Below are 22,029 nucleotides of genomic sequence, written 5' to 3' on the forward strand. Positions count from 1 at the left end.
GTTTGTTTTTGCGCGGATGCGGTTCAGTTCAATCCGGCCGGTTCCAGCGCGTTGGTGACCATGTTCTTGATCTGCAGCGCCAGGATGGAGCCGGGGGCCGGCTTGCCGATGTAATAGACGCCGTGCGTCTGCAGCGCCTGGGACAGCTCATTCTCGTGCTCCAGCGCGTAGCCGGTCAGCACGATGATGGGCACATTCGGCGAATGGCGGCGGATGGTTTCGATCACTTGCATGCAGCTACCGGGCTCGTCCAGCACCCAGTCCAGCACGAAAGCGTCGAAATCTTCCTGCGGCAGCGCCTGCAGCAGCGCTTGCGACTGGTAGTAAGGCAGCGCGAACAGACCTTGCTGCACCAGGATGGCGGACAACAGGTCGGCGTCCTTGTCGTCCAGCACCGCGACCAGCAGGCGCTTGCTGTTGGCGCGCTTGGGCGGACGGATGGTCAGGTAAGTGACTTCATGGCCGCCCTCTCCGTCGAACTGCGTGCCGGGGAAGACATGCCAACAGTCGTGCAGCCGTTTGGCCAGCAGCAGCGGGGCGCAGGAGTCGTCCGCCAGTTCTTCGCCCAGCTGGATCCAGCAATGCGCTTCGCCGCTCTGGTTGTTCAGATGCAGAATGGCCGGAATCAGTTCCTGCTCATTGGCGGCGGGCGTGGCCGGGGCATCCGGCTGCGCGCGGTTCACCAGCAGGGTGGAGGTGGGGATGTTCAGATATTGGGCAAGCTTTTCCACCTGGGCCAGCTGCCATGGGCTGCTGCCGTTCAGCTTGCGGTAGGCCTGGGAGGTGCTCAATCCCAGAATTTGTTCGATCAGACCGGCTTGCTGGGCTTCCGGCCAGTGGAAGTGTTCCAGCTGGGCGCGGATGTTGTCGCAGATGATCTGATTGGCGCACTTGGCATCGGACATGGTGAAGTACCTTCACATCAAATTCATGCTCTGCATGCTAGCACCCATCTTCTCGTCATGCCACTGTAATGTGCATTAAATGATAAAATTTCCTTATTTTGCAAACCATGCAATTGCATTTTCACAACATGCAAAAAAATCCAATGGCATTTATCCTTTTCTGGCAAGGGTTTCAGTCATTCTAGCGGCATGGCGCCGCATTACACGCGAAATGCCGCCCTTGCGCATGAAATGCAACAAGGTCAGCCCAGCGTACCCGTCAGGCTGACCTGGCGGTTTTCCGGCACCTCGTTGTACGACAGCACGTTCAGGCCGGGCGCGAACAGCCGGCCGTAGCGCGCCAGCAGCGGCCGGATCTGCGGCATCACCAGCAGCACCGGAGGCTGGCCCATCTGTTTCATCTGGTCGCGGATCACCGGCATATTGGCTTGCAGCTGCTGCAGCACGTTCGGGTCCACCGGGAAGCTGTCCAGCTGCGGCTTGCCGGTTTGCTGCGCTTGCGACAGCGCGGAGAGCAGCAGGTTTTCCAGCTCGGCCGACAGATTGAAGGCGCGGATCTCGTCGCGCGGGCCGGCGATGGCCTGCACGATCTGGCGCCTCAGCGCGCAGCGCACCTCGGCGGCCAGCATGATGGCATCCTTGGTGGTGTCGCTGGCTTCCAGCAGGGCCGTGGCGACAGGCACGATGTCTTTCAGCGAGATGCCGTCTTGCAGCAGCTGGCGGTAGGCGCGCAGTTGCTGCACCGGCGTCAGCGCCTGGCCCAGCGCGGTTGCCAGCTTGGGGGCGAGCGCCGACAGCCGCTCGGTCAGCGCCGCCACGTCGTCATGGCGGAACAGCTCGGGCAGGTTTTCGCGCATCACCTTGTTCAGGTGGGTGGCCATCACGCTGGCGCAGTCCACCACCTGATAACCGAGGCCCAGCGCCTTGCTCTTGTCGGTCAGCGCGATCCACGTCACCGGCATGCCGTAGGCCGGGTCGATGCCGGGGATGCCGTCGATGTCGCCGTAGACCTCCGGCGAGGGAATGGCCATCAGGCGGTCGGCGTAGACCTCCGCCTCCGCCACGGTGGCGCCGGAGATCTGGATGGCGTATTGCGAGGGTTTGAGCCGCAGGTCGTCGCGCAGGCTGATGGCCGGCAGCAAGAGACCCATCTGTTCGGACAGGCTTTGCCGCACGCCCTTGACCCGCTTGGCCAGCGGCGCGCCCTGGCCGGCATCCAGCAGCGCCACCAGCCGGTAGCCCAGCGTGACGCCCAAAACATCGGAATAGGGCAGCGTGCTCCATTCCAGCTCGATTTCCGCCTCGCCCTGAATGGCGGATTTGACCGCGGTTTGATTCAGCGCGGCGGCGGCCGGCGGCTGGCGCGCGTGCATGCGCCAGGCCACATAGGCCAGCAGCGCGGCGAAGCCCAGGAAGGTGGGCCAGGGCATGCCGGGGATGATGGCCAGGATCAGCATCATGCCGGCTGCGCTCATCAGCACCGTCGGCGAGGCCAGCATCTGTTTGCCCACCTGGGCCGGCATGTCGCCGTCGTCGCTGATGCGGGTGACGATGATGGCGGCGGCGGAAGACAAGAGCAGCGCCGGAATCTGCGCCACCAGGCCGTCGCCTATGGTCATCAGCGCGTACTGGCGGAAGGCGTCGCCGGCGGACAGGCCGTGCATCAGCGCGCCGATGGCCACGCCGCCGAACAGGTTGATGATCAGGATCAGGATGCCGGCGATGGCGTCGCCGCGCACGAATTTGGACGCGCCGTCCATCGCGCCGTAGAAGTCTGCCTCGGTGGCGATGTCGCGGCGCCGCTGCTGCGCCTGCTCCTGATTGATCAGGCCGGCGTTCAGATCGGCGTCGATTGCCATTTGCTTGCCCGGCAGCGCGTCCAGCGTGAAGCGGGCCGACACCTCGGAGATTCGCTCGGCGCCCTTGGTCACTACCATGAAGTTGATGATCATCAGGATGACGAACACCACCATGCCGACCACGAAGTTGCCGCCTATCACCACATTGCCGAAGGCCTCGATCACCCGGCCGGCGGCATGCGTGCCCTCGTGGCCGTGCAGCAGCACCACGCGGGTGGAGGCCACGTTCAGCGACAGCCGAAGCAGCGTAGTGGCCAGGATGATGGTGGGGAACACCGAGAAATCCAGCGGCCGCCGCGCCGACACGCTGACCAGGATCACAATGATGGCCAGCACGATGTTGAAGGTGAACAGCATGTCCAGCGCCAAGGGCGGCAGGGGCAGCATCACCATGGCCAGAATGGCCAGGAGGAATAGCGGGGCGGCCAGTTTGTGGCGGCCGATATCGGCAAGCAGTTTGGTCAGCGAGTTCATGATGCGGCTTCGGGGTCGGACAGTTCGCGGGGGACCGACAGGTCCGGCAGGGTGGGGAGGTTGCGGCGGTTGCCCGCCTGGAACGCTTTCAGTTGCAGAACATAGGTCAGCACCTGCGCCACCGCGCGGTACAGCGGCGCGGGAATCTGCTGGTTGACCTGGGTGGTGTGGTAGACGGCGCGCGCCAGGGGCGGCAGCGGCAACACCGTCAGTTTCAGCTCGTCGGCCAGCTGGCGGATGTACAGCGCCATCTCGTCCACGCCCTTGGCGACGATGAACGGCGCTTCGGCCCGATCTTCGTCGTACTTCAGCGCCACCGCGTAGTGGCTGGGGTTGACGATGATGACATCGGCGCCCGGCAGCGCCTTGCGCACGCCGCGCTGCGCCAGTTGGCGCTGCAGCTGGCGGATGCGCTGGCGCACTTCCGGCCGGCCTTCGGTGTTTTTGTACTCTTCCTTGATTTCCTGCTTGCTCATTCTTTGTTGTTTCAAGAACAGGAAAACCTGCAGCGGCAAGTCGGCCAGCGCGAACAACAGGAATACGGCGGAGAGCTTGAGCAGGCAGCCCAGCAGCAGATCGGCCGCGCCGGCCAGCGTGGGCAGCAGCGGCATGCTGTGCAGAGCGAAAAAGTCATGCAGCGAATCGCTGGCGATGCGATACAGCAGCCAGCCCAGGATCAGCGCCTTGGCGATGGATTTGCCGATCTCGCTGGCGTGCTTGGGCGAGGCCAGCCGGGAGAGGTGCGCCAGCGGGTTCATGCGCTCGAACTTGGGGCTGAGCTGCGACAGCACAAAGACCCAGCCGCCGGGAAACAGGCTGAGCAAGAGCATGGTCAGTGGGATGACGGCCAGCGGCGCCAGCATTTTCAGGATCAGCAGCAGGGTGCCGGCAAACAGCTTGGACCAGCTGTTCTCCAGCGCGCCCTGGCCGGCCAATGAGGCGAAGGCCAGCGCGAACAGCCGGCGAAAATCGTCCAGCCAGTCCGGCGCCAGCCAGAAAACCAGCTTCAAGGCCAGGATCAGGCCCAGCGCGGCGGCCAGGTCTTTGGAGCGCGGCACCTGGCCTTGTTCGCGCGCTTTGCGCAGCCGCTGCGGCGTGGCCTTTTCGGTCTTGTCGCCCTGGCGCGCCTCAGCCATGGCCCATCCCCAACAATTGGTCCAGCAGGCGCAGCGTCTGCCCGCTCAGGCTCAAGTATTGCGGTGGCAGCACCTGCATCAGCAGGGTCAGCGTGCCGAGGCCGAACAGCGTCACTACCGGGAAGCCCAAGGAAAACAGGTTCAGCGCCGGCGCCACGCGGTTGATCATGCCGAAACCGGCCTGCACCACAAAGGTGGCGAACACCACCGGCAACGCCAGCACCACCGCGGCCGACATCACCCAGCCCACGCTGGCCGCCAGCACCGGCAGCGACGCCTGCGGAATGCCGCTGCCCAGCGGCCAGGCGCGGAAGCTGGCGTACACCACCTGCACCAGGACCAGATGACCGTCCATGGCGAAGAACAGCAGGGCGGCCAGCAGGTAGAGCAGGCTGGAGACCACGTCGGAGCTGTTGCCGTTGCCGGGATCGTTCATCACCGCCATCGACAGCCCCATCTGCGACGACAGCAGGAAACCCAACAGCGACAGAATGGACATGGTCAATTGGAAGGCCAGGCCGAACAGCAGGCCGATGATGACCTGTTCGACGCTGGCGGCCACGCCGTGCATGGAGAACGGATCAATCGGCGAGTGAGCCGGGATGATAGGCAGGCAGGCGACGGCCAGCGCCAGTGCCAGGCCGATGCGCGCCGGCATCGGCACCATGGCGTCGCCGACGAAGGGCGCGATGCTGAACGCCGCCAGCAGCCGGCAAAACGGCCACCAGACGGCGGGGATGATATCCAGCAGCTGGGCGTACAGGCCCTGCATCTAGCCCACCTGGCTCGCGGCGCGCTGGAACATGGCGACGCAGAAGTCCATCAGATAGCCGGTGATCCAGTGGCCAGCCAGCGCGATGGTCAGCAATACGATCAGCAATCGAGGCAGGAAGGACAGCGTCTGTTCGTTGATCTGGGTGGCGGCCTGGATCAGGCTGACCACCACGCCGACGATCAGGCTGGGCAGCACCAAGAGCACCACCAGCGTCACCACCACGCGCAGGCTGTCGTTGACGATGTCGACCGCGATATCGGGCGTCAGCATAACTGTCCTTGCGAAATGGCAGAACTAGCCATGAAAACGCACGAAAAGGCACGGACGGGCCGGCTAAGGTTTGCCGCGCATGGCGTGAGAAAAAACGCGTGCAGATAATCGAAAGCCGGAGTCGGGTATAAAAAGGACATGCAGTGTTTCCGTGTCGTTCCTTGTGTTTCCGTGGCCATTTTCTTCAATAAGCCTGGATGGACGTGACCAGGGTGTTGACGGTCAGCGACCAGCCATCCACCAGCACGAACAAGAGCAGTTTCAGCGGCAGCGAAATCACCAGCGGCGACAGCATCATCATGCCCATCGCCATCAGCACGCTGGACACCACCAGGTCTATCACCAGGAAGGGGATGAACAGCATGCAGCCGATCTGGAACGCCGTTTTCAGCTCCGACAGCACGAAGGCCGCCAGCTTGACGGTAAAGGCGTGGTCTTCCGGATGGGCGATGTCGCCCTCGCCGGACAGCTTGGCCACCTGGGCCAGCGCGGTCTTGCTGGTTTGCGCCAGCATGAAGCGGCTGACCGGCTTGGCGGCGATCTCCAGCGCCTGCTGCATGGTGATCTTGTCCTGATCGAACGGCACCATGGCCTCGTTCCACACCTGCAGGCCCACCGGCCGCATCACCAGCAGGGTCAGGATCAGCGCCATGCCGGTGATCAGGCGATTGGGCAGGCCTTGCTGCAGGCCCAAGGCCTGGCGCAGCAGGGACAGCACGATGACGAAGCGGGTGAAGCTGGTCATCATCAGCGCCAGGATGGGCAACAGGCCCAGCGCCGTCATCAGGATCAGGATCTGGGTCTTGATCGTGAAATCGACCGGCATGCCGCCGGCGCTGCCGGACAGCAGCTTCAGCGGCTCGGCCCAGGCGGGCGCGGCGCAGAGCAGGCTGGCGGCGAGCAGCGCCAGCAGGGTAAGGACGCGCTTCATCAGGCCAGGCTGTCCAGCTGCAGGTCGTTCAGTTCCACCACGCGCAGGCCGTAGTTGTCGCCGGACACCACGACTTCGGCGCGGCCTATGGTCGTGCCGTTGACCTTGATGTCCAGCGGCTCGCCGGCCACCTTGTCCAGTTCCACCACCGAACCGGGGCCAATGCGGCACAGGTCGGCCAGCGAGATGTCGGCGCCGCCGACTTCCAGCGTGAGCTTGACCGGAATCTTGCGCAGAAACGGCGTCATGTCGCGGGCGGGCGCGGCCGGCTCGGCTGTCGGCGCCGGCATGTCCAGTCCGTCCAGAATGCCGTCCAGGTCGAAATCTTGGTTGTGATCCATCGGGTTTCCTTCGGTGCTCATTCGATATCGGCGAAGCCGCTCAGGCACAGCTTGCCCTGGCGCTCCGCCACCTGGGCCGAAAACAGCGGCGTCTCGCGCACGCAGACCTCGGCGCGCGGCGGCAGCGATACCGGCAGCACGCTGCCGGGTTTCAAATCGAGGATGGCGCCCAGCGGCAGCTCTTGCTGCAGCAGGCGCGCGTTCAGCCGCAGCTGCAGCGTCTCGTCGAAGCGGGCGTGTTCGGCCGGGCCGGGCAGGCGCGGCCGCTGGCCGGACAGGCTTTGCAGCAGCGCGTCGAAGGCGGCATGGTCCAGGCGCAGCCGCAGCGCGCCCAGCGGCCGGTCGCCGTCTGCGACGTCCAGTTCCAGTTGCCAGGCCGGCTGCGGCGCGAAGCCTTGCGGGCGGACGGCGATGGCTGGAGCGTCGCGGCCAGCCAGGCGGTGGATGACGCCGGCCAGCCGCGGCAGCAGCCGTTCGGCCAAGGTTCTCGCCAGCCTGCGCTCGGTTTCCGTCTCCGCCGGCAGCTCGCCTTCCGCCGCGGCGCCGTCGGCGCCGAAGCGGTAATCGAGTATGCCCAGCAGCAGGCCGCGGTCGAAGTGGCTGCCCAGCTGCCAGTCGTCCAGCGCATGCCATTGCCAGCGCAGCTCGTCGGCGGCGGGCAAATGCTGGTTGAGCGCAGACAGGCGGAAGCCGGCGTGATAGCGCCGGTTCAGCTCGCGCTCGAAGAAATCGCCCAGATCTTGCCGCAGCGCGCGGGCGAACAAGGGCAGCAGGTGGGTCGGCCGGCCCAGGGTGCGCAGATCCAAGGCCTGCAGGCGGGCGCCGTCCTCCGGCGCAACGATTTTGGCTTTGGGCATGACGGTGTGTCGTTCGTGGGGAGGCTGCGGACAACCCCCGGCTATTACTGGGAGTGTGCATCTTACTGGTTGGCCGCTTGTGGTAAAGGGGGAAAATTCACGCTAACCGTTGTGAAAAATACCGGCATTTAAATAAATCATTGAGTTTAAAATCCGGCAGCCTGCATCAAGACTTGTTAGCGCAGTCAATAAACGGCGCGGGCTTCAAACGATTTGAACTCTAAGGATGGGATATGGCCGCCAATCTCGGTTTGATGATTCATGCCGACCGCAACCAGCTGCTGGGCGAGATGCACGCGCTTGGCCAAGGCGCCGTAGCGGCGCCTAAGCCCTCGCTGGACGAGACGCCGGCCGCGCACAGCTTCGGCCAGGCGATGGTGGCGGCGGTGCGCGACGTCGATCAGCAGAACCGTCTGGCGTCGGAAAAGATGACCGAGGTGGATAGCGGCCAGAGCGACGATCTGGTCGGCGCCATGCTGATGAGCCAGGAAGCCAGCCTGTCCTTCTCCATGCTGATGCAGGTGCGTAACAAAGTGGTCGGCGCGGTGGACGAGCTGATCAAGATGCAGCTGTAAGGGGCGGGCAAGTGGTCAAACAACTGCGCAGCGGCTTCGCCGCGGTACAACAAAGAATGGCCGGCCGCCGTTTGCTGCCGGACAACGCCTGGCGCACGCTGCTGCCCATCGTGCTCTTGGCCATAGGCGTCAGCGTAGCGGCCACCTTGTGGCTGTGGCGCGACGATGCCAGCTACAAGCCGGTGTTCGGCGCCCAGGAGAAAGTCAACAGCGCCGACATGATGGCGGCGCTGGACGCCGACAAGATTCCGTACCGCATCCATCCGCAAACCGGCCAAGTGCTGGTGCCGGATGCGGATCTTGCCCGTGCGCGCATGCAGCTGGCGGCCAAGGGAGTGGCGGCGCAGTTGCCGGCCGGTTTGGAGCTGCTGGACAAGAATGACCCCTTGGGCGTCAGCCAGTTTGTGCAGGACGTGCGCTTCCGCCGCGGCCTGGAAGGCGAGCTGGCGCAGAGCATCATGGCGCTGGAACCGGTGCGCGCCGCCCGCGTGCATTTGTCGCTGCCGCGCAGCACTTCCTTCGTCACTGCCGGCAGCGAGAAAGGCTCCGCCTCGGTGGTGGTGACGCTGAAGCCGGGCCAGCAGTTGTCGAATGAGCAGATCGCGGCGGTGGTCAAGCTGGTGGCGGGCAGCGTGTCCACGCTGGAGCCGTCTCAGGTGACGCTGGTGGATCAGGCCGGCGCGCTGCTGTCCGGGCGCATCGATCTTGCCGACGGCAATCTGGCGGCGACCGACAGCGAGGCGGCCAAGCGCTTCCGCCAGGAGGCCTTGCAGAACGCGCGCGACCTGTTGACGCCTGCCTTGGGCGCCGACAATTTCAAGGTCAGCGTGACGGCCGACGTGGACAACGACCGCGTCGAGGAAACCCGCGAGAAATACGGCGAGGCGCCCAAGGTCACCAATGAGGCCTCGCGCGAGGAGATCAGCACCGAGCGCGCCGCGCTGGGCGTGCCGGGCTCCCTGAGCAACCGTCCGGTCAATACCGATTCGTCCGGCGCGGCCGGCGAGAAAGCCGGCAACAGCAAGAATGCCGTCACCCGCCAGTACGCCTACGACCGCAACATCACCAATATCAAGAAAGCGCGCGGCACGCTGCGCCGCCTCAGCGTGGCCGTGGTGCTGAACCAGGCCGCCGCGCCGGGCCGCAACGGCTGGCAGCCGGCCGACCTGGCCAATATCGACAAGCTGCTGCGCAATGGCTTGGGCATCAACGCCGAGCGCGGCGATGTGCTGGCGGTGTCCACGCTTCACTTCGCCGCCGCGCCGCAGGAGGAGCCGATCTGGCAGCAGCCGGAAACCTGGTACGAAGGCGCGCGCTGGACGGCCTACGCCGTAGCGCTGCTGCTGGCCTATTTGCTGCTGGCGCGGCCGTTGCTGAAGATCGCCCGCCAACTGGCCGAACACAAACTCCGCGACTATACGCCGGACGAACTGGACGTGACGCCGGAAGACCCGCTGTTGGACAACCGCCCGCTGCGCGAAGCCGCGGTCCAGCGGCAAGCCGCGCTGGCCGCCGCGCCGGGCGACAGCGCGGTGGTGCCGCTCTTGGAAAATTACGATCTGCCGCCGGCCGGTTCGCCGGTGGACGTGATGGTGGAGCACCTGAAGGGGCTGGCGGCCAAGGAGCCGGAGCGCGTCGCGGAAGTGGTCAAGCAATGGGTGCAGAACAATGGACGCAAACAATAATCCGGCGCCGGAGTTTCCGGCTCACGTTCCCCCGCAACCGCCTGCCGGCCATGGCCAGATGAGCGCCATCGAACAAGCCGCCGTGCTGCTGCTGTGCATGGGAGAAGAGCCGGCCGCGGCCGTGCTGCGCTGCCTCAGCCGGGAGGAACTGCTGCAAGTGACGCAAGCCATGTCCGGCATGAGCGGCATCAAGGTGGACGCGGTGAAAACCACCATGCAGCGCTTCTTCGATGAATACCGCGAGCAGAGCGGCGTGCACGGCGCCAGCCGCAGCTTCCTCAAGCGCTCGCTGGAGCTGGCCCTGGGCGGCGACATCGCCGGCAGCGTGCTGGACACCATCTATGGCGACGCGATCCGACCCAAGATGGCGCGGCTGCAATGGGTATCGCCGCAATGGCTGGCCGACCGCATCGCCGTCGAGCACGTGCGGATGCAGGCGGTGTTCCTGGCTTTCCTGCCGCCGGCCTTGGCCGGCCAGGTGGTGGATGCCTTGCCGGCCGCCAGCCGCGACAGCGTGCTGGTCAATGTGGCCAGGCTGAAGGATGTGGACCGCGAACTGCTGCACGAGCTGGAAGAGCTGGTGGATCGCTGCCTGGAAAGCCTGCATACCCAGAGCACGGCGGTGGAGGGCATGCAGCAGACCGCCGACATCATCAACCGCCTGCCGGGCGACCGCAGCCGGATGATGGAACTGCTGCGCGCGCATGATCCGGACATCGTCGACGAGATCGAGGTGCGGATGTACGACTTCTTCATCCTGTCGCGCCAGACCGAAGAGGTGCTGATGCGCATCTGCGAGGATATTACGCTGGAACAGTGGGCCATCGCGCTGAAAGGCGCCGAGCCTGCCGTGCGCGACGCCATCATCCAGACCATGCCGCGCCGCCAGGCGCAGAACTTCGAAGCGACGATGCGCCGCTCCGGCCCGGTGCCCAAGAGCCGCGTCGAGGAAGCGCGCCGCGAAATCATGGCCCAGGTGCGGCAGCTGGCCGATGCAGGCGAGATCGACCTGCAGCTGTTCCCCGAGGAAGTGGTCGAGTGAAGGCCTGGAGACCGTTCCGCTTTCCGCCGCTGATCGAGGGCGCGCCGCTGGCGCCGGCCGCCTCGGCCGAGGTGCAGGCGTCCGCCGCCGACGGCTTCCGCCAGGGCATGGACGCCGGCTACCGCGAGGGCTACGACAGCGGCGAGGCGGCCGGCCGCGATGCAGGCTACCAGGCCGGCCTGGAGCAGGGCCGCGCCGAAGGCGTCGCCGCCGTGCGCGCCGAAACCCTGGCCGGCTTGAATCAACTGGCGGCGCCGCTGGAGGCAGCCATCGAACAATTGCGCAAGCTATGCCGCGATTACCAAGCAGCGCAACGCGACGAAGTCGTCGATCTGGTGGCCAAGGTGGCGCGCCAGGTGATTCGTTGCGAACTAGCGCTGAAACCGGTGCAGATTCTGGACCTGGTGGAAGAGACGCTGGCGGCCTTGCCGCAAGGCGCGCATGCGCAGGGCGAAGTGGAAGTGCTGCTCAATCCGGAGGAGTGCCAGCGCATCCGCGAACTGGCGCCGGAGCGGGCCGCGCGCTGGCAATTGTCTGCCGATCCGGCGCTGGCGCCGGGCGAATGCCGCGTGCGCGGCGCCGAATTCGAGGCGGACGCCGGCTGCCAGCAGCGGCTGGAGCATTGCGTGGCCAGTCTGCGCGAGCAGCTCATGGCGGAAGAGGGCTAAGCGATGCTGCGCCAGGCGCTGAGCCAGCTATCCGTGCCGGACACGCCGGTCGCCACCGTCAGCGGCAAGCTGGTGGGGGTGAACGGCCTGCTGCTGGAAAGCGTGGGCTGCCCGCTGCATACCGGCCAGCGCTGCCTGGTGGAAACCGCCGGCGGCGGCTGGTTGCAGGCGCAAGTGGTGGGCTTCCGCCGCGAAGTCTCCTTTCTGATGCCGTTCAAGAAGCCGGTGGGGCTGACCACCGGCGCGCGCGTATTGCCGGCGCCGGACAGCAGCGGCCTGATGATAGGCGACGGTTGGCTGGGGCGCATCGTCAATGGATTGGGCGAGCCGCTGGACGACAAGGGGCGCCTAATCGGCGACGCGCCGCTGGCCGCGCACCCGCCGCAGATCAATCCCTTGAAGAAAAAGCCGGTGGATAGGCCGCTGGACGTCGGTGTGCGCGCCATCAACGGCTTGCTGACCATAGGGCGCGGCCAGCGCGTCGGCTTGTTCGCCGGCTCTGGCGTCGGCAAGAGCGTGCTTCTGGGCATGATTACCCGCCATACCGAGGCCGATGTCGTCGTTGTCGGCTTGATCGGCGAGCGCGGCCGGGAGGTGCGCGAGTTCGTCGAGCATGCGTTGGGGCCGGCTGGGATGGCCAAGGCGGTGCTGGTGGTGGCCCCGGCCGATGAATCCCCCTTGATGCGGCTGAAGGCGACCGAGTTGACCCACACCATCGCCGCCCACTATCGCGACCGCGGCCGCAATGTGCTGTTGCTGGTGGATTCGCTGACCCGCTACGCCATGGCGCAACGCGAAGTGGCGCTGGCGCTGGGCGAGCCGCCCGCCACGCGCGGCTATCCGCCGTCGGTGTTCGGCCTGCTGCCCAGCCTGGCCGAGAGCGCCGGAAACGGCGAAGGCGGCGAGGGCAGCATGAGCGCCATCTATACCGTGCTGGCCGAGGGCGACGACCAGCAAGATCCGGTGGTGGACACCGCGCGGGCGATTCTGGACGGCCACATCGTGCTGAGCCGCGAGCTGGCCGAGCGCGGCCACTACCCGGCCATCGATATTTCGCGTTCGGTCAGCCGTTGCATGAGCCAGCTGGTCGATGAAGAACACGCCGCCGCCGCGCGCGACTTGCGCGCGGCCTGGAGCCGCTACCAGGAAGTGCGCGGCCTGCTGCCGCTGGGGGCGTATGTCCCCGGCGCGGATGCCGCCACCGACCGCGCCTTGCGGCTGCAGCCGCGCATCGAGGGGCTGCTGCGCCAGGCGGCGGGCGAGGCCGCGCCGTTTGCTGACACGCGCCATCAACTGCAGGAGCTTGCCCGCGCATGAATCCGCCGATCCGCCAGTTGGACCTGTTGCTGACGCTGCGCCGCCGCGACGGCGACAAGCTGGAGACCGAGCTGGCCGCCAAGCGCCGGCTGCAGGAGCGCTATCGCCGCAATATCGAACGCCTGGAGCAGCTGAATACAGCCAGCGGCGCCACTGCCGCCGCCGGTCACCCGGCGCTGGCGATGAACTGCGCCGGCTACAAAAGCCATCTGGCCGGGTTGAAGCAGACGCAACAACAGGATTTGCGGCTGGCGGAGGCCGATGCCGAAGTCAGCCGCGGGCGGCTGGAAGCGGCGCGCCGGCGTGAGGAGCAGGCGCGGCAATTGCGCGAAGCGCTTGCGCTGGATTGGCGGCATCAAATGCAGCGGGCCGAGCAGAAACGAACGGATGAAACCGCTGGCCAGGCCTGGCTGAGAGGGCGCGGCGCATGGTGAATATTCACGACATTTCAGTCTGGGTCCGCGACGGTCGCCACTTCAATGGTGCAGACCATTGATTAGCGGACGAAAGGGATAGCGATGGCGATTGACTTCAACGCGATGCCGCCCAGCACCTGGGCGGACAATCTGGCCAAGAACAGCCTGGGCAATTTGCAGAACGCGCTGGACAGCCAGAACAAGGCTTCCAAGGCGCGCGGCGACGCGCTGAACCAGCTGCAGAAGGCGCTGCAGGATTACAAGAGCAGCCTCACTACGCTGAGTGGCAAGAAGAGCCTGGTGGCCATGAGCGCCAGCGCGACGCCGGACGGCGCGGCCACGGTCAGCGCCAAGGGCAATGCCCAGGCCGGCAATTACAGCGTATTTGTCGAGCAGTTGGCCAGCGCTCAGCAACTGCTGATGGGCGATTTGGCCGGCGCGGCCGCGAAAGCGGGAGATAAAATCACGGTCAAGCTGGCCGGCGGCGACAGCTTCACCGTACCGCTGGACGGCGCGGACAAGGATGGCGACGGCAAGCTCACGCCGGGCGAATTGGCGCTGGCGATCAACCGGGCAGACGGCAATGCCGGCAAGGTCAACGCCATGGTGCTGAACAGCAACGGCAGCAGCCAGCTGGTGCTGTCCGCCGGCAAGAGCGGCGAAAAGAACGCGATTTCACTGGACCTGAGCCAAGTGACCGATGCGAGCCTGAAAGCCGGCCTGTCTTCGCCCAAGGAGCTGAGCAAGGCCCAGGACGCGGTGGCCTGGCTGGGCGGCAAGACAGCCGGCGTGCGTCTGCAGCAGGGCTCGAACACCTTCGACAACATCGACGGCGTCAGCTTCACCGTCAACAAGCTGAGCAAGGACGGCGATCCGCCGCTGCAACTGGCCATCAGCCGCAGCGACAGCGACACCACGGCCAATGTGCAGTCCTTCGTGGATGCGTACAACAAGATCTACAAGGCGATAGCCGATCTGTCGCAGCCTGGTTCCAGCGGCAAGCCGGGCGCGGCTTTTGCCGACGACTCCAGCGTGCGCGCGCTGAAGGGCCAGCTCAATGCCATCCTGCGCCAGTCTTACGACGGCATCACCCTGGGCCAGCTGGGCATCAGCGCCAGCCGCGACGGCACGCTGACGCTGGACAGCAAGAAGCTGGGAGACGCGCTGAAGGCTGCGCCGGACGCGCTGGATCGTTACTTCAACGCCACGGGCCAGAACGGCGCGCTCAAGCAGAGCAGCGACTATCTGGACAAGTGGCTGAATTACAGCAACGGCCTGATCAAGCAGCGGCGCGACAGCGGCGACCGCGAACAGAAAGACCTGGGCCGCCGCCAGGACGCGCTGCAGCAGCAATATCAACAGTTGTACCAGCGCTATCTGGCCCAGTTCACCCAATTGCAGAACATGCAGGACCAGATGAAGCAGACGCTGGGCATGCTCAATTTCAACTGATTTCAAGAAGACGGGATCGAGATCGTGGATTACGAAGCCTACCGCAGCTACCACGCGGTGAATCTGGAGTCGCAGACCCACGCCGCCAGCCAGGTGGAACTGGTGTTGGTGCTGTTCGACGGCCTGCTGGAGGAGATCGCGCGCGCGCGCGGCCATCTGCAACAGCGCCGCTACGAACAGAAGGGCGAGAGCATCAGCAAGTGCATCAATATCCTGAATGGCCTGTCCAGCGCGCTGGATTTCGAATCCGGCGGCGAGGTGGTGGCCAATCTGGCGCGCTTGTACGACTACTGCGCGCATCGCCTGTACCAGGCCAGCGTGGAGCTGGACATCGCCGCGCTGGACGAGGCGGAACAGCTACTGGCTACGTTGAAAGGCGGCTGGATAGGCGTGCGGGACCAGCATGACGCGGCCTGAGGTGGCGCGTTGCTGCCAAGCCATCGCCGATGCCGGCGCGCGCCGCGATTGGGCGGCGCTGGCGGCGCTGGACCAGCGCGTGCGCGCCAGGCTGGAGGCGCCGGATTGCGATCTGGACGGCGAAGAAAAATCGGCCCTGGCAGCCGCTTATCGCGGCGCGTTGGCGAGCAGCCGCGCGGAGTTGGACGCGTTGCAGAACCGGCTGGCGGACATGGGCCGGCAGCGCGAAGGCCAACTGGCCTACGCGCAATTCAGTGAATGGGAGCAAGCATGAGCAGAGTGGCGCCGCCGCTTCAGATGACGCAGCCTCCGCTTGGCGACGACGCCGTCGCGCCGGCATTGGGCGACGGATTGCCGGCCGACGACGCGCCGGCCAATGACTTTGCCTATGCGATGCAGGCGGCAGATCAAGCGGACATGCCGAAAGCCGCGCCGCCGAGCGCGGCGGAGGCATCCGGCGGCGCGTTGGCCGTCGTGACCGGTCTGGCGCCAGGCGCGGCGGCTGCGCCGCGGCACGAGCGGCGGCTGCCGGACGACGCCGACGATGATCGGAGGGCGGTCGATCCGGTCGCGCAGGCTCCCGCCATGCAGCCATCGCCGCTGTGGCAGGCGCTGCTGCCGCAAAACCTGCCGGCGCAGACTCAAACGAGATCGGCCACGGCAGAGGCGGCCGCCGCGCCGGTGCAGGATGCGGCCTCCACGCAGCGGGCTTTGTCCATGCCTGTCGCGCAGATCAAGGCTTTGGCCGAACAAGCCGCCGAACTGGCGCCATCAAGAGAGCTGCCAATGCCGGCGCTGAATGCAGCCGCCTTGTCCTTGCCTCCCGCCCACGCGGCGGAGGCCGGCAAAGCGGCGGAGGGTTTCAGCCTGGCCTTGCCGGCCGCGCAGCCGGAAAGCTGGAGCGGCAAGCTGCAGGCGGCGCTGGGCGAGCGGCTGCAGGTCTTGTCCAGCCAGAACATGGACCGCGCCACCCTCCGGCTGGACCCGCCGTCGCTGGGCACGCTGGAGATCGCCATCCGCCACCAGGCCGGGGCGTTGACGGTGGAATTGACCGCCTCGCATGGCGAGGTGGTGCGCCAGCTGCAAAACATAGGCGACGCGCTGCGCCAGGACTTGGGCAGTCGCCAGTACACCCAAGTGGCGGTGGACGTGAAGGAGGGCATGCCGTCCGGGCATGGCCAGGGAGGGCGCCACGGCCGAGAACCTCAGCGCGAGGAGCCGGGCCGCGCATTGGCGCAGGATGGCTGGACTCAGGCCGATGGCTTCTCGCTGGATCAGGGCTGAAGCAATTTAACGAGGTGATGGATAGATGAATGGCAAACCCCTGATCGCCGCGGCGCTGGCGGCCTTGCTGGCGGCTGGCGCGGTGGCCGGCGGCTGGTGGTATATCCAGCAGGGCAGCCATGCCGCGCCGCAGGCGCCCAAGCCGGTCGATTACCGCTTTATCACGCTGGACAAGAACATCGTGATGCTGAAGAGCGAAGCCGGCGGCGATCCGCGCTATATGGCGGTGGACCTGGTTTTTCGCAGCACGCCGGATGACGAGGCCAAGGTGAAGGAGCAACTGCCGCTGTTGAAGAGCGTGGCGGTGCGCGCCTTGTCGCAACTGAGCCGCGAACGCGCCAACGCCTTGGGCATAGACGACTACCAGCGCCTGCTGGACAAGGCCTATCGCGCCGCCTTCGCCCGCGAGCGGATGGCGCTGCCATTCAGCGAGGTGATGGTCAGCAAGCTGATCATTGAGTAAGCGCGATGTACGCCGAAAGCTATGCCTCCCCTTGCCAGGCTGCCGACGAGGCCAGGCACGTGGCCACGTATGCGCCGCTGGTCAAGCGCGCGGCGCGCCAGTTGGCCAGCCAGGCCGGCGGCGTGTTCGACCGCGAAGACATGGAGCAGATCGGCCTGATGGCCTTGCTGGATTGCCTGCGCCGTTATGGCGGGGAGCCGGACGAGCGCTTCGCCGGCTTCGCCATGCTGCGCATTCGCGGCGCCATTCTGGATGAATTGCGGCGGCTGGATTGGCGTCCGCGCGCCGTGCGGCAGGAAGCGCACCGGGTGCGCGACGGCCTGCGCGAGCTGAGGCGCAAGCTGAGGCGGGAACCGTCCGAAGCCGAGGCGATGTCGCTGCTGGGGCTGGACGCCGAGGCCTACCGCGACGCGCTGCTGGCGGAAAACGCCGAGGCGATGGCCAGCTTCGACGAGATGGTGGCCGCCGGCGTGGAGCTGGCGGGCGAGGGCTCGCCCGAGGCCAGGCTGGAGCGGCAGAGCGAGCTGGCGCGCGCGCTGACCGCGCTGAACGAGCGCGAGCAGCAGGTGATCCAGCTGTATTACGAGTTTGAACTGAGTCTCAAGGAGATCGCGGCGGTGCTGGAGCTGACCGAGGCCCGCATCTGCCAGATCAACAAGAGCGCCCTGAAAAAGATGCAGGCCTGCCTGATGGCCGCCTGAAGCAAGGAAACACCCCATGCAGCAATTGTTTGGCATTCTGATCGTGCTGGTTTGCGTATTCGGCGGCTTCATGCTGCACGGCGGCGCGTTGTCCATCATCTGGCAGCCGACCGAGCTGTTGATCATCTGCGGCGCGGCGCTGGGCGCCGTGGTGTTGGGCAACCCGCCGCATGTGCTGAAGGAAATGGGCGGCCAGATCAAGCGGGTGGTGATGCGGAAAAAACAGGGTGCGGAATTCCAGCGCCAGCAGCTGCTGCTGATGTACGAACTGTTGATCACCGCCAGCCGCGGCCTGAAGGCGCTGGATCAGCATGTGGAAGCGCCGCGGCAGAGCGCCTTGTTCAACCGCTATCCGCTGGTGCTGGAAAGCCCCAAGCTGCTGGCCTTCATCGTCGACAACTTCCGCTTGATGGCCATGGGCAAGATCAATGCCCATGAGCTGGAGGGCGTGCTGGACCAGGAGCTGGACGCCATCCACGAGCAGTTGAACCAGCCATCGAAGTCGCTGCACAAGATTGCGGAGGCGATGCCGGGCTTCGGCATCCTGGCCGCTGTGCTGGGCATCGTGATGGCGATGAATACCGTGGCCCAGGGCGCCAGCGCCGGCGAGATCGCCGCCAGCGTCGCCGCGGCGATGGTGGGCACCTTCATCGGCATTTTCTTTTGCTATGGCGTGCTGGACCCGCTGTCCAATGTAATGGGGCAGCTGGTCAAGGAGGAGCTGTCCAATTTCGAATCGGTGAAAGTGGTGCTGACCACCCACGCCTCCGGCAAGCCGCCTTTGCTGGCCATCGACGCCGGCCGGCGCCTGGTGCAGTTGAACACCAAGCCCAGCTTTTCGCAGCTGGAAACATGGATCAATACCCTGGAAGGACTGGCTTAAACCATGGCGGGCCTGAAGAACAAGGATGGCCAGGACGGCGCGGTGATCAAGCGCGTGGCGCGCCGCCACGCCGAAGACGCGCACGGCGGCGCCTGGAAGGTGGCGTTTGCCGACTTCGTGTTGGCGCTGATGTGCTTGTTTCTGGTGTTGTGGGTGCTGGCCGCGCGCGATCAGGAAAATCTGCAGCAACTGCTCACCACCTCCGGCGGCAGCCCTCTGCTGCAGGGCAACGGCCGGCAGATAGACCATATGGGCAATCCGCCCGGCACGTTGATTCCGCGCGATCCGATTCCCGGCCATAACGGCAGCCAGGCGGCCAGCAAGTCCATGGTCCGCGACAGCGACAAGCGGGCGGTGAATGATGAGCCGGAGCGGGAGCGGCGCAGCTACGACAGCGAGGCCGATCTGCGCAAGCTGGCGGCGGAGTTGTCCGAAATGAGCCGCAAGGCGGGGCTGGAGAGCAATCTGCAAACGGTGATCACGCCCTATGGTCTGCGCGTGACGCTGCATGACACCGACAAGCAGGGCATGTTCGAGCGCGGCAGCGCGATTGTGGAGCCGCGTTTCCGATTCTTGCTGCAGCAGATCGGCGCCATGCTGGGCGAAATCGACAACCGCCTCTTGCTGGTGGGGCATACCGACGCGGCGCAATACCACAGCGCGGGCGGCTTCAACGCCCTGTCCAACTGGTCCTTGTCCAGCAACCGGGCCATGGCGGCCCGCATGCACATGCTGCAGGGCGGGCTGGTCGGCGAGTCTGTGCTGCAAGTGGTCGGCATGGCCGATCGCGCGCCGCTGGACAGCGCGCACCCGCTGGCGGCGGTGAATCGCCGCATCGAGCTGTTGATCCTGACTTCCGGCCAGGCGCAGGCGGTGGTGTCGATGTTCGGCGCGGCGGCAAAAGGCTCAACCGGCATCCCGGGCGTTTCGTCCGCGCTACCCAGCGCGTCAGAATTGAGCAATCTCAAACGGGATACCATCGGAATACGTTAATTTTCTGTTAATATTGTGTGTCCATAAAAATCCTTGCGGTGCAAGGATTTTTTTTTGTGAGAATTTCACACAAATTTTAAGCAAATTATTTACAATATCCCAATAGTTGATAAGAATAACGACTTGAGAGTCATATTCAATAATATAAAATGTCAATCAATGACTTTGACATTCAGCGATGGGTGTCAGTGAGTCGGGGATGTGTTACCGAGATGAAACAAGAACAAGCAATACAGATGTTGCGGCAGACGCCGCTGTTTGGCCATTTGGCCGAAGAGCAGCTGGATAGGGTTCTGGAGGAGGGCGAGACGATCCGCCTGGCCAAAGGTGAGGAGTTGTACTCGGAAGGCGATGCTTCCGACGAGGTTTACCTGCTGTTCGCCGGCTGCATGCAAGCCTATGTGGCGGAGCCGAACGGCAAGAAGTATGTGCTGCAGATCAGCATGCCGGGCGACATGCTGGGCATGGAATCGTTTGTCGACGGCGGCATCCGCAACAGCAGCGCGGTGGCCGACGAGGACAGCATGCTGCTGCGCTTCTCTCGCGGCATGCTGTGCCAGTTGTTCGACAGCGAGGATGGCCTGCCTGGCTGCCATATGGTCCGCGGCAGCATCATGCGCTACCTGGTTTCCCTGGTGCGCCACATGACCATGCTGGCGCGCAACCTGGCCTTGCTCGATGTGTATGGCCGCGTGCGCATCCTGATCAATCAGATGCTGGTGGAGCAAGACGGCGTGCTGATCCTGCGCAAGCAACTGACGCAGCAGGAAATCGCCGATCAGATCGGCTCCTCGCGCGAGATGGTGGCGCGCATCCTGAAGGAGTTGATCTATGGGCACTATATCCGCATGGAGAACCGCCGCATCGTGGTGTTGAAGATGCTGCCGGAAAACTTCTGACGCGGCCCGGCCGCGCCGCCAATGAGGCGGCCGGCCTTTTTGCCATTCCAGCTTAAGTTCGGCGCGCTGGCGTCGCCTTGTATCGGTATCACACCGTATACGGACAGCAGGCATTCTGATGCAGATCTCACCCCATTCCTCCTGGCGCGGCGAGCAGGCCGCAAACCTCAAGACCGAAAACCGCCCGGCAGCGGAAGCCGTGCCGCGCGCGCCGACGGCGCAGGACTCGTCCGCCTCGCTGGCCGCTGGTCTGCGCGCCATGCCGGAAATCGACCAGGCCAAGGTGGACGCAGTGCGCGCCGCGCTGGCACGCGGCGAGGTACGCTTCGATCCGCAGCGTTTGGCCGGTCTGATCGAGCGATATCACGGCGGTCGTTGATGGATAGAAAGCAGCTTTATCGCGAGTTGTTTACGACCATAGCAGCGGATCTGGCTGATTACCCGTTGCTATTGGAGAGTCTGGAGGCGCAGTTTCAGGCCGCGCTGGCGCATGATGCGGCAGGTTTGGAAGCGTGCGCCTGCCGGATCTCGGAGCTGTGCGACCGGCTGGAGCGTAGCCGCCACGCCCGTCAGGCATGGGTGCGGGATTTGCTGCCTGCCGGCGCCGAATTGTCGATGAGCGCGCTCTTGGATGCTTTGCCGCCAAACCTGCGGGAGCAGGGCGCACCGCGTTGGCGGCGGTTGTGCGAGCTGGCTGCGGCGTGCCGGGAGCGCAATCTGCGCAATGGCCAATTGTTGCAGCAACGGCAGGCCCTGTTGCGGCGGGTGCTGGAGGGGGAGTCCGATGTTTACGCAGCGCAGTGAGCGAGCGACCGGTTTTGACTTGCCCTTGGCGGAGTCCGTCGCCTTGCCGCTGGACTTGCCCGGCGGCGGCGCCGGATTCGCCGAGCAGTTTTCGGGTTTGCGCCGCGAGGTGGAATGTTTCATCGCCAATGGCGAGCCGGGTCCGGCTGCGCAATTGACGCCGGAAGCCTGGCGCCTGAAGCAACAATTGCAAGCCGCGGGTCAGTCGGATGCGGCTGCGGCTTCTCTTGGCAGGCAGGCTTTTCTCGATGAGATGAAGCCGCATGCGCAGGCGGCTGCGGCGAAGCTGGGCGTCACGCCGGACATCGTGCTGGCGCAGGCGGCGCTGGAGTCGGGCTGGGGGCGCAAGCCGTTGACTTTGGCGGATGGCGGCAATAGCCATAATCTGTTTGGCATCAAGGCCGACTCGCGCTGGCGCGGCGGCGTCGCGGCGGCGCTGACCACGGAGTTCGCCGGTGGACAAAAGCAATCCCGGGTGGAGTCGTTCCGGGCTTATCCCAATTACCAAGCCGCTTTTGACGACTACGCCAGCTTGTTGGCGAGCAATCCTCGCTATCGCGCGGCGTTAGGCGTTGGCGGCGATGCGCAGGCGTTTGCACGGGGTTTGGCGAACGGCGGCTATGCCAGCGATCCGGGCTACGCCGGCAAGCTGGCCGACCTGGTTGCGCAGCTGCGGCGAACGGCGCGCTGATGCGGGGTGGAAGGGCAGGCAAAATCGGCGTCAAAGCACGCCGATTTTTGTTTTAGGCTTTTTAGGGGAAATAAAAAGGAAAAAGCCGAAATCTTGAGATTTCGGCTTTTTAACTGGTGGAGGTAAGCGGGATCGAACCGCTGACCTCTTGCATGCCATGCAAGCGCTCTCCCAGCTGAGCTATACCCCCA

26 protein-coding genes and 1 tRNA gene are annotated in these 22,029 nt (G+C 65.2%); 18 read left to right on the forward strand and 9 right to left on the reverse strand.

The features are described 5' to 3' along the window. Positions 1–23: 23 nt before the first annotated feature. From QUG01_RS14180 to QUG01_RS14215, 8 genes are all read right to left on the reverse strand, one after another. The gene (locus tag QUG01_RS14180) at positions 24–905 is read right to left on the reverse strand and encodes a helix-turn-helix domain-containing protein (protein WP_103317795.1); all 882 of its coding nucleotides are present in this window, start codon (positions 903–905) and stop codon (positions 24–26) included. Positions 906–1,147: 242 nt separating this feature from the next. Then, positions 1,148–3,238 carry a flagellar biosynthesis protein FlhA gene (locus QUG01_RS14185; RefSeq protein WP_500830705.1) on the reverse strand — a complete coding sequence of 697 codons (2,091 nt, stop codon included), beginning with the start codon at positions 3,236–3,238 and terminating at the stop codon, positions 1,148–1,150. Further along, positions 3,235–4,374 carry a flagellar type III secretion system protein FlhB gene (flhB, locus tag QUG01_RS14190; protein WP_500830706.1) on the reverse strand — a complete coding sequence of 380 codons (1,140 nt, stop codon included), beginning with the start codon at positions 4,372–4,374 and terminating at the stop codon, positions 3,235–3,237. The genes QUG01_RS14185 and flhB overlap by 4 nt, the downstream gene beginning before the upstream one ends. Beyond that, positions 4,367–5,146 carry a flagellar biosynthetic protein FliR gene (gene fliR / locus QUG01_RS14195; protein WP_500830707.1) on the reverse strand — a complete coding sequence of 260 codons (780 nt, stop codon included), beginning with the start codon at positions 5,144–5,146 and terminating at the stop codon, positions 4,367–4,369. The genes flhB and fliR overlap by 8 nt, the downstream gene beginning before the upstream one ends. Further along, positions 5,147–5,419 (reverse strand): flagellar biosynthesis protein FliQ, encoded by a 273-nt coding sequence (fliQ, locus tag QUG01_RS14200; RefSeq protein ID WP_011136551.1) that lies wholly within the window; start codon positions 5,417–5,419, stop codon positions 5,147–5,149. Positions 5,420–5,603: 184 nt separating this feature from the next. Next, the gene (fliP, locus tag QUG01_RS14205; protein WP_500830708.1) at positions 5,604–6,350 is read right to left on the reverse strand and encodes a flagellar type III secretion system pore protein FliP; all 747 of its coding nucleotides are present in this window, start codon (positions 6,348–6,350) and stop codon (positions 5,604–5,606) included. Then, complete coding sequence (fliN, locus tag QUG01_RS14210) at positions 6,350–6,691, reverse strand: flagellar motor switch protein FliN (protein ID WP_500830709.1); 342 nt, start codon at positions 6,689–6,691, stop codon at positions 6,350–6,352. The genes fliP and fliN overlap by 1 nt, the downstream gene beginning before the upstream one ends. 17 nt (positions 6,692–6,708) lie before the next feature. Continuing rightward, entirely contained in the window at positions 6,709–7,548 is an 840-nt protein-coding gene (locus tag QUG01_RS14215; protein WP_500830710.1) for a FliM/FliN family flagellar motor switch protein, read from the reverse strand. Positions 7,549–7,781: 233 nt separating this feature from the next. Here QUG01_RS14215 and fliE point away from each other — a divergent pair, with 233 nt between their 5' ends. From fliE to flgJ, 18 genes are all read left to right on the forward strand, one after another. Then, positions 7,782–8,123 carry a flagellar hook-basal body complex protein FliE gene (fliE, locus tag QUG01_RS14220; protein ID WP_500830711.1) on the forward strand — a complete coding sequence of 114 codons (342 nt, stop codon included), beginning with the start codon at positions 7,782–7,784 and terminating at the stop codon, positions 8,121–8,123. A gap of 11 nt (positions 8,124–8,134) precedes the next feature. Further along, positions 8,135–9,808 (forward strand): flagellar basal-body MS-ring/collar protein FliF, encoded by a 1,674-nt coding sequence (gene fliF, locus QUG01_RS14225; protein ID WP_500830712.1) that lies wholly within the window; start codon positions 8,135–8,137, stop codon positions 9,806–9,808. Next, entirely contained in the window at positions 9,792–10,850 is a 1,059-nt protein-coding gene (locus QUG01_RS14230) for a flagellar motor switch protein FliG (RefSeq protein WP_500830713.1), read from the forward strand. Before fliF ends, QUG01_RS14230 begins: the two co-directional genes overlap by 17 nt. Further along, positions 10,847–11,518, forward strand: a complete 672-nt coding sequence (gene fliH, locus QUG01_RS14235) for a flagellar assembly protein FliH (protein WP_500830714.1) — start codon at positions 10,847–10,849, stop codon at positions 11,516–11,518. Before QUG01_RS14230 ends, fliH begins: the two co-directional genes overlap by 4 nt. Positions 11,519–11,521: 3 nt before the next feature. Next, positions 11,522–12,835 carry a flagellar protein export ATPase FliI gene (gene fliI, locus QUG01_RS14240; RefSeq protein ID WP_500830715.1) on the forward strand — a complete coding sequence of 438 codons (1,314 nt, stop codon included), beginning with the start codon at positions 11,522–11,524 and terminating at the stop codon, positions 12,833–12,835. Beyond that, positions 12,832–13,269, forward strand: a complete 438-nt coding sequence (gene fliJ / locus QUG01_RS14245; protein WP_500830716.1) for a flagellar export protein FliJ — start codon at positions 12,832–12,834, stop codon at positions 13,267–13,269. Before fliI ends, fliJ begins: the two co-directional genes overlap by 4 nt. Before the next feature lie 84 nt (positions 13,270–13,353). Beyond that, positions 13,354–14,703, forward strand: coding sequence for a flagellar filament capping protein FliD (gene fliD, locus QUG01_RS14250; protein ID WP_500830717.1), 1,350 nt, complete (start codon positions 13,354–13,356; stop codon positions 14,701–14,703). Positions 14,704–14,727: 24 nt separating this feature from the next. Continuing rightward, a complete protein-coding gene (gene fliS, locus QUG01_RS14255) occupies positions 14,728–15,120 on the forward strand; it encodes a flagellar export chaperone FliS (RefSeq protein ID WP_043622560.1) in 393 nt (130 codons plus the stop codon). After that, a complete protein-coding gene (locus QUG01_RS14260) occupies positions 15,107–15,394 on the forward strand; it encodes a hypothetical protein (RefSeq protein WP_500830718.1) in 288 nt (95 codons plus the stop codon). Before fliS ends, QUG01_RS14260 begins: the two co-directional genes overlap by 14 nt. Then, complete coding sequence (locus QUG01_RS14265) at positions 15,391–16,404, forward strand: flagellar hook-length control protein FliK (protein WP_500830719.1); 1,014 nt, start codon at positions 15,391–15,393, stop codon at positions 16,402–16,404. The genes QUG01_RS14260 and QUG01_RS14265 overlap by 4 nt, the downstream gene beginning before the upstream one ends. Before the next feature lie 25 nt (positions 16,405–16,429). Continuing rightward, positions 16,430–16,867 carry a flagellar basal body-associated FliL family protein gene (locus tag QUG01_RS14270; RefSeq protein WP_500830720.1) on the forward strand — a complete coding sequence of 146 codons (438 nt, stop codon included), beginning with the start codon at positions 16,430–16,432 and terminating at the stop codon, positions 16,865–16,867. A gap of 5 nt (positions 16,868–16,872) precedes the next feature. Further along, positions 16,873–17,568, forward strand: a complete 696-nt coding sequence (locus QUG01_RS14275) for a FliA/WhiG family RNA polymerase sigma factor (RefSeq protein WP_500830721.1) — start codon at positions 16,873–16,875, stop codon at positions 17,566–17,568. A 16-nt stretch (positions 17,569–17,584) separates the two neighbouring features. Beyond that, positions 17,585–18,451, forward strand: a complete 867-nt coding sequence (motA, locus tag QUG01_RS14280; RefSeq protein WP_103317759.1) for a flagellar motor stator protein MotA — start codon at positions 17,585–17,587, stop codon at positions 18,449–18,451. Positions 18,452–18,454: 3 nt separating this feature from the next. Further along, positions 18,455–19,444: a flagellar motor protein MotB gene (locus tag QUG01_RS14285; RefSeq protein ID WP_500830722.1), complete on the forward strand. Its 990-nt coding sequence runs from the start codon at positions 18,455–18,457 to the stop codon at positions 19,442–19,444. 212 nt (positions 19,445–19,656) lie between these two features. Next, positions 19,657–20,343: a Crp/Fnr family transcriptional regulator gene (locus QUG01_RS14290; RefSeq protein ID WP_500830723.1), complete on the forward strand. Its 687-nt coding sequence runs from the start codon at positions 19,657–19,659 to the stop codon at positions 20,341–20,343. Positions 20,344–20,461: 118 nt separating this feature from the next. Next, on the forward strand, positions 20,462–20,722 hold the full coding sequence (gene flgM / locus QUG01_RS14295; RefSeq protein WP_500830724.1) for a flagellar biosynthesis anti-sigma factor FlgM: 261 nt from the start codon (positions 20,462–20,464) through the stop codon (positions 20,720–20,722). Continuing rightward, positions 20,722–21,147: a flagellar export chaperone FlgN gene (gene flgN / locus QUG01_RS14300; protein WP_500830725.1), complete on the forward strand. Its 426-nt coding sequence runs from the start codon at positions 20,722–20,724 to the stop codon at positions 21,145–21,147. Before flgM ends, flgN begins: the two co-directional genes overlap by 1 nt. Further along, positions 21,128–21,838, forward strand: a complete 711-nt coding sequence (flgJ, locus tag QUG01_RS14305; protein WP_500830726.1) for a flagellar assembly peptidoglycan hydrolase FlgJ — start codon at positions 21,128–21,130, stop codon at positions 21,836–21,838. Before flgN ends, flgJ begins: the two co-directional genes overlap by 20 nt. 114 nt (positions 21,839–21,952) lie before the next feature. Here flgJ and QUG01_RS14310 read toward each other — a convergent pair. Beyond that, positions 21,953–22,028, reverse strand: a tRNA-Ala gene (locus QUG01_RS14310). Position 22,029 lies beyond the last annotated feature (1 nt).

The organism is Chromobacterium sp. CCUG 76385, assembly GCF_059916625.1.

What these genes read in the sequence shown, in the direction of transcription:
- QUG01_RS14180 (WP_103317795.1), bottom strand. Translation starts at nt 905, where the DNA reads ATGTCCGATGCCAAGTGCGCCAATCAGATCATCTGCGACAACATCCGC.
- QUG01_RS14185 (WP_500830705.1), bottom strand. Translation starts at nt 3,238, where the DNA reads ATGAACTCGCTGACCAAACTGCTTGCCGATATCGGCCGCCACAAACTG.
- flhB (WP_500830706.1), bottom strand. Translation starts at nt 4,374, where the DNA reads ATGGCTGAGGCGCGCCAGGGCGACAAGACCGAAAAGGCCACGCCGCAG.
- fliR (WP_500830707.1), bottom strand. Translation starts at nt 5,146, where the DNA reads ATGCAGGGCCTGTACGCCCAGCTGCTGGATATCATCCCCGCCGTCTGG.
- fliQ (WP_011136551.1), bottom strand. Translation starts at nt 5,419, where the DNA reads ATGCTGACGCCCGATATCGCGGTCGACATCGTCAACGACAGCCTGCGC.
- fliP (WP_500830708.1), bottom strand. Translation starts at nt 6,350, where the DNA reads ATGAAGCGCGTCCTTACCCTGCTGGCGCTGCTCGCCGCCAGCCTGCTC.
- fliN (WP_500830709.1), bottom strand. Translation starts at nt 6,691, where the DNA reads ATGGATCACAACCAAGATTTCGACCTGGACGGCATTCTGGACGGACTG.
- QUG01_RS14215 (WP_500830710.1), bottom strand. Translation starts at nt 7,548, where the DNA reads ATGCCCAAAGCCAAAATCGTTGCGCCGGAGGACGGCGCCCGCCTGCAG.
- fliE (WP_500830711.1), top strand. Translation starts at nt 7,782, where the DNA reads ATGGCCGCCAATCTCGGTTTGATGATTCATGCCGACCGCAACCAGCTG.
- QUG01_RS14230 (WP_500830713.1), top strand. Translation starts at nt 9,792, where the DNA reads ATGGACGCAAACAATAATCCGGCGCCGGAGTTTCCGGCTCACGTTCCC.
- fliI (WP_500830715.1), top strand. Translation starts at nt 11,522, where the DNA reads ATGCTGCGCCAGGCGCTGAGCCAGCTATCCGTGCCGGACACGCCGGTC.
- fliJ (WP_500830716.1), top strand. Translation starts at nt 12,832, where the DNA reads ATGAATCCGCCGATCCGCCAGTTGGACCTGTTGCTGACGCTGCGCCGC.
- fliD (WP_500830717.1), top strand. Translation starts at nt 13,354, where the DNA reads ATGGCGATTGACTTCAACGCGATGCCGCCCAGCACCTGGGCGGACAAT.
- QUG01_RS14260 (WP_500830718.1), top strand. Translation starts at nt 15,107, where the DNA reads ATGACGCGGCCTGAGGTGGCGCGTTGCTGCCAAGCCATCGCCGATGCC.
- QUG01_RS14265 (WP_500830719.1), top strand. Translation starts at nt 15,391, where the DNA reads ATGAGCAGAGTGGCGCCGCCGCTTCAGATGACGCAGCCTCCGCTTGGC.
- QUG01_RS14270 (WP_500830720.1), top strand. Translation starts at nt 16,430, where the DNA reads ATGAATGGCAAACCCCTGATCGCCGCGGCGCTGGCGGCCTTGCTGGCG.
- QUG01_RS14275 (WP_500830721.1), top strand. Translation starts at nt 16,873, where the DNA reads ATGTACGCCGAAAGCTATGCCTCCCCTTGCCAGGCTGCCGACGAGGCC.
- motA (WP_103317759.1), top strand. Translation starts at nt 17,585, where the DNA reads ATGCAGCAATTGTTTGGCATTCTGATCGTGCTGGTTTGCGTATTCGGC.
- QUG01_RS14285 (WP_500830722.1), top strand. Translation starts at nt 18,455, where the DNA reads ATGGCGGGCCTGAAGAACAAGGATGGCCAGGACGGCGCGGTGATCAAG.
- QUG01_RS14290 (WP_500830723.1), top strand. Translation starts at nt 19,657, where the DNA reads ATGAAACAAGAACAAGCAATACAGATGTTGCGGCAGACGCCGCTGTTT.
- flgM (WP_500830724.1), top strand. Translation starts at nt 20,462, where the DNA reads ATGCAGATCTCACCCCATTCCTCCTGGCGCGGCGAGCAGGCCGCAAAC.
- flgN (WP_500830725.1), top strand. Translation starts at nt 20,722, where the DNA reads ATGGATAGAAAGCAGCTTTATCGCGAGTTGTTTACGACCATAGCAGCG.
- flgJ (WP_500830726.1), top strand. Translation starts at nt 21,128, where the DNA reads ATGTTTACGCAGCGCAGTGAGCGAGCGACCGGTTTTGACTTGCCCTTG.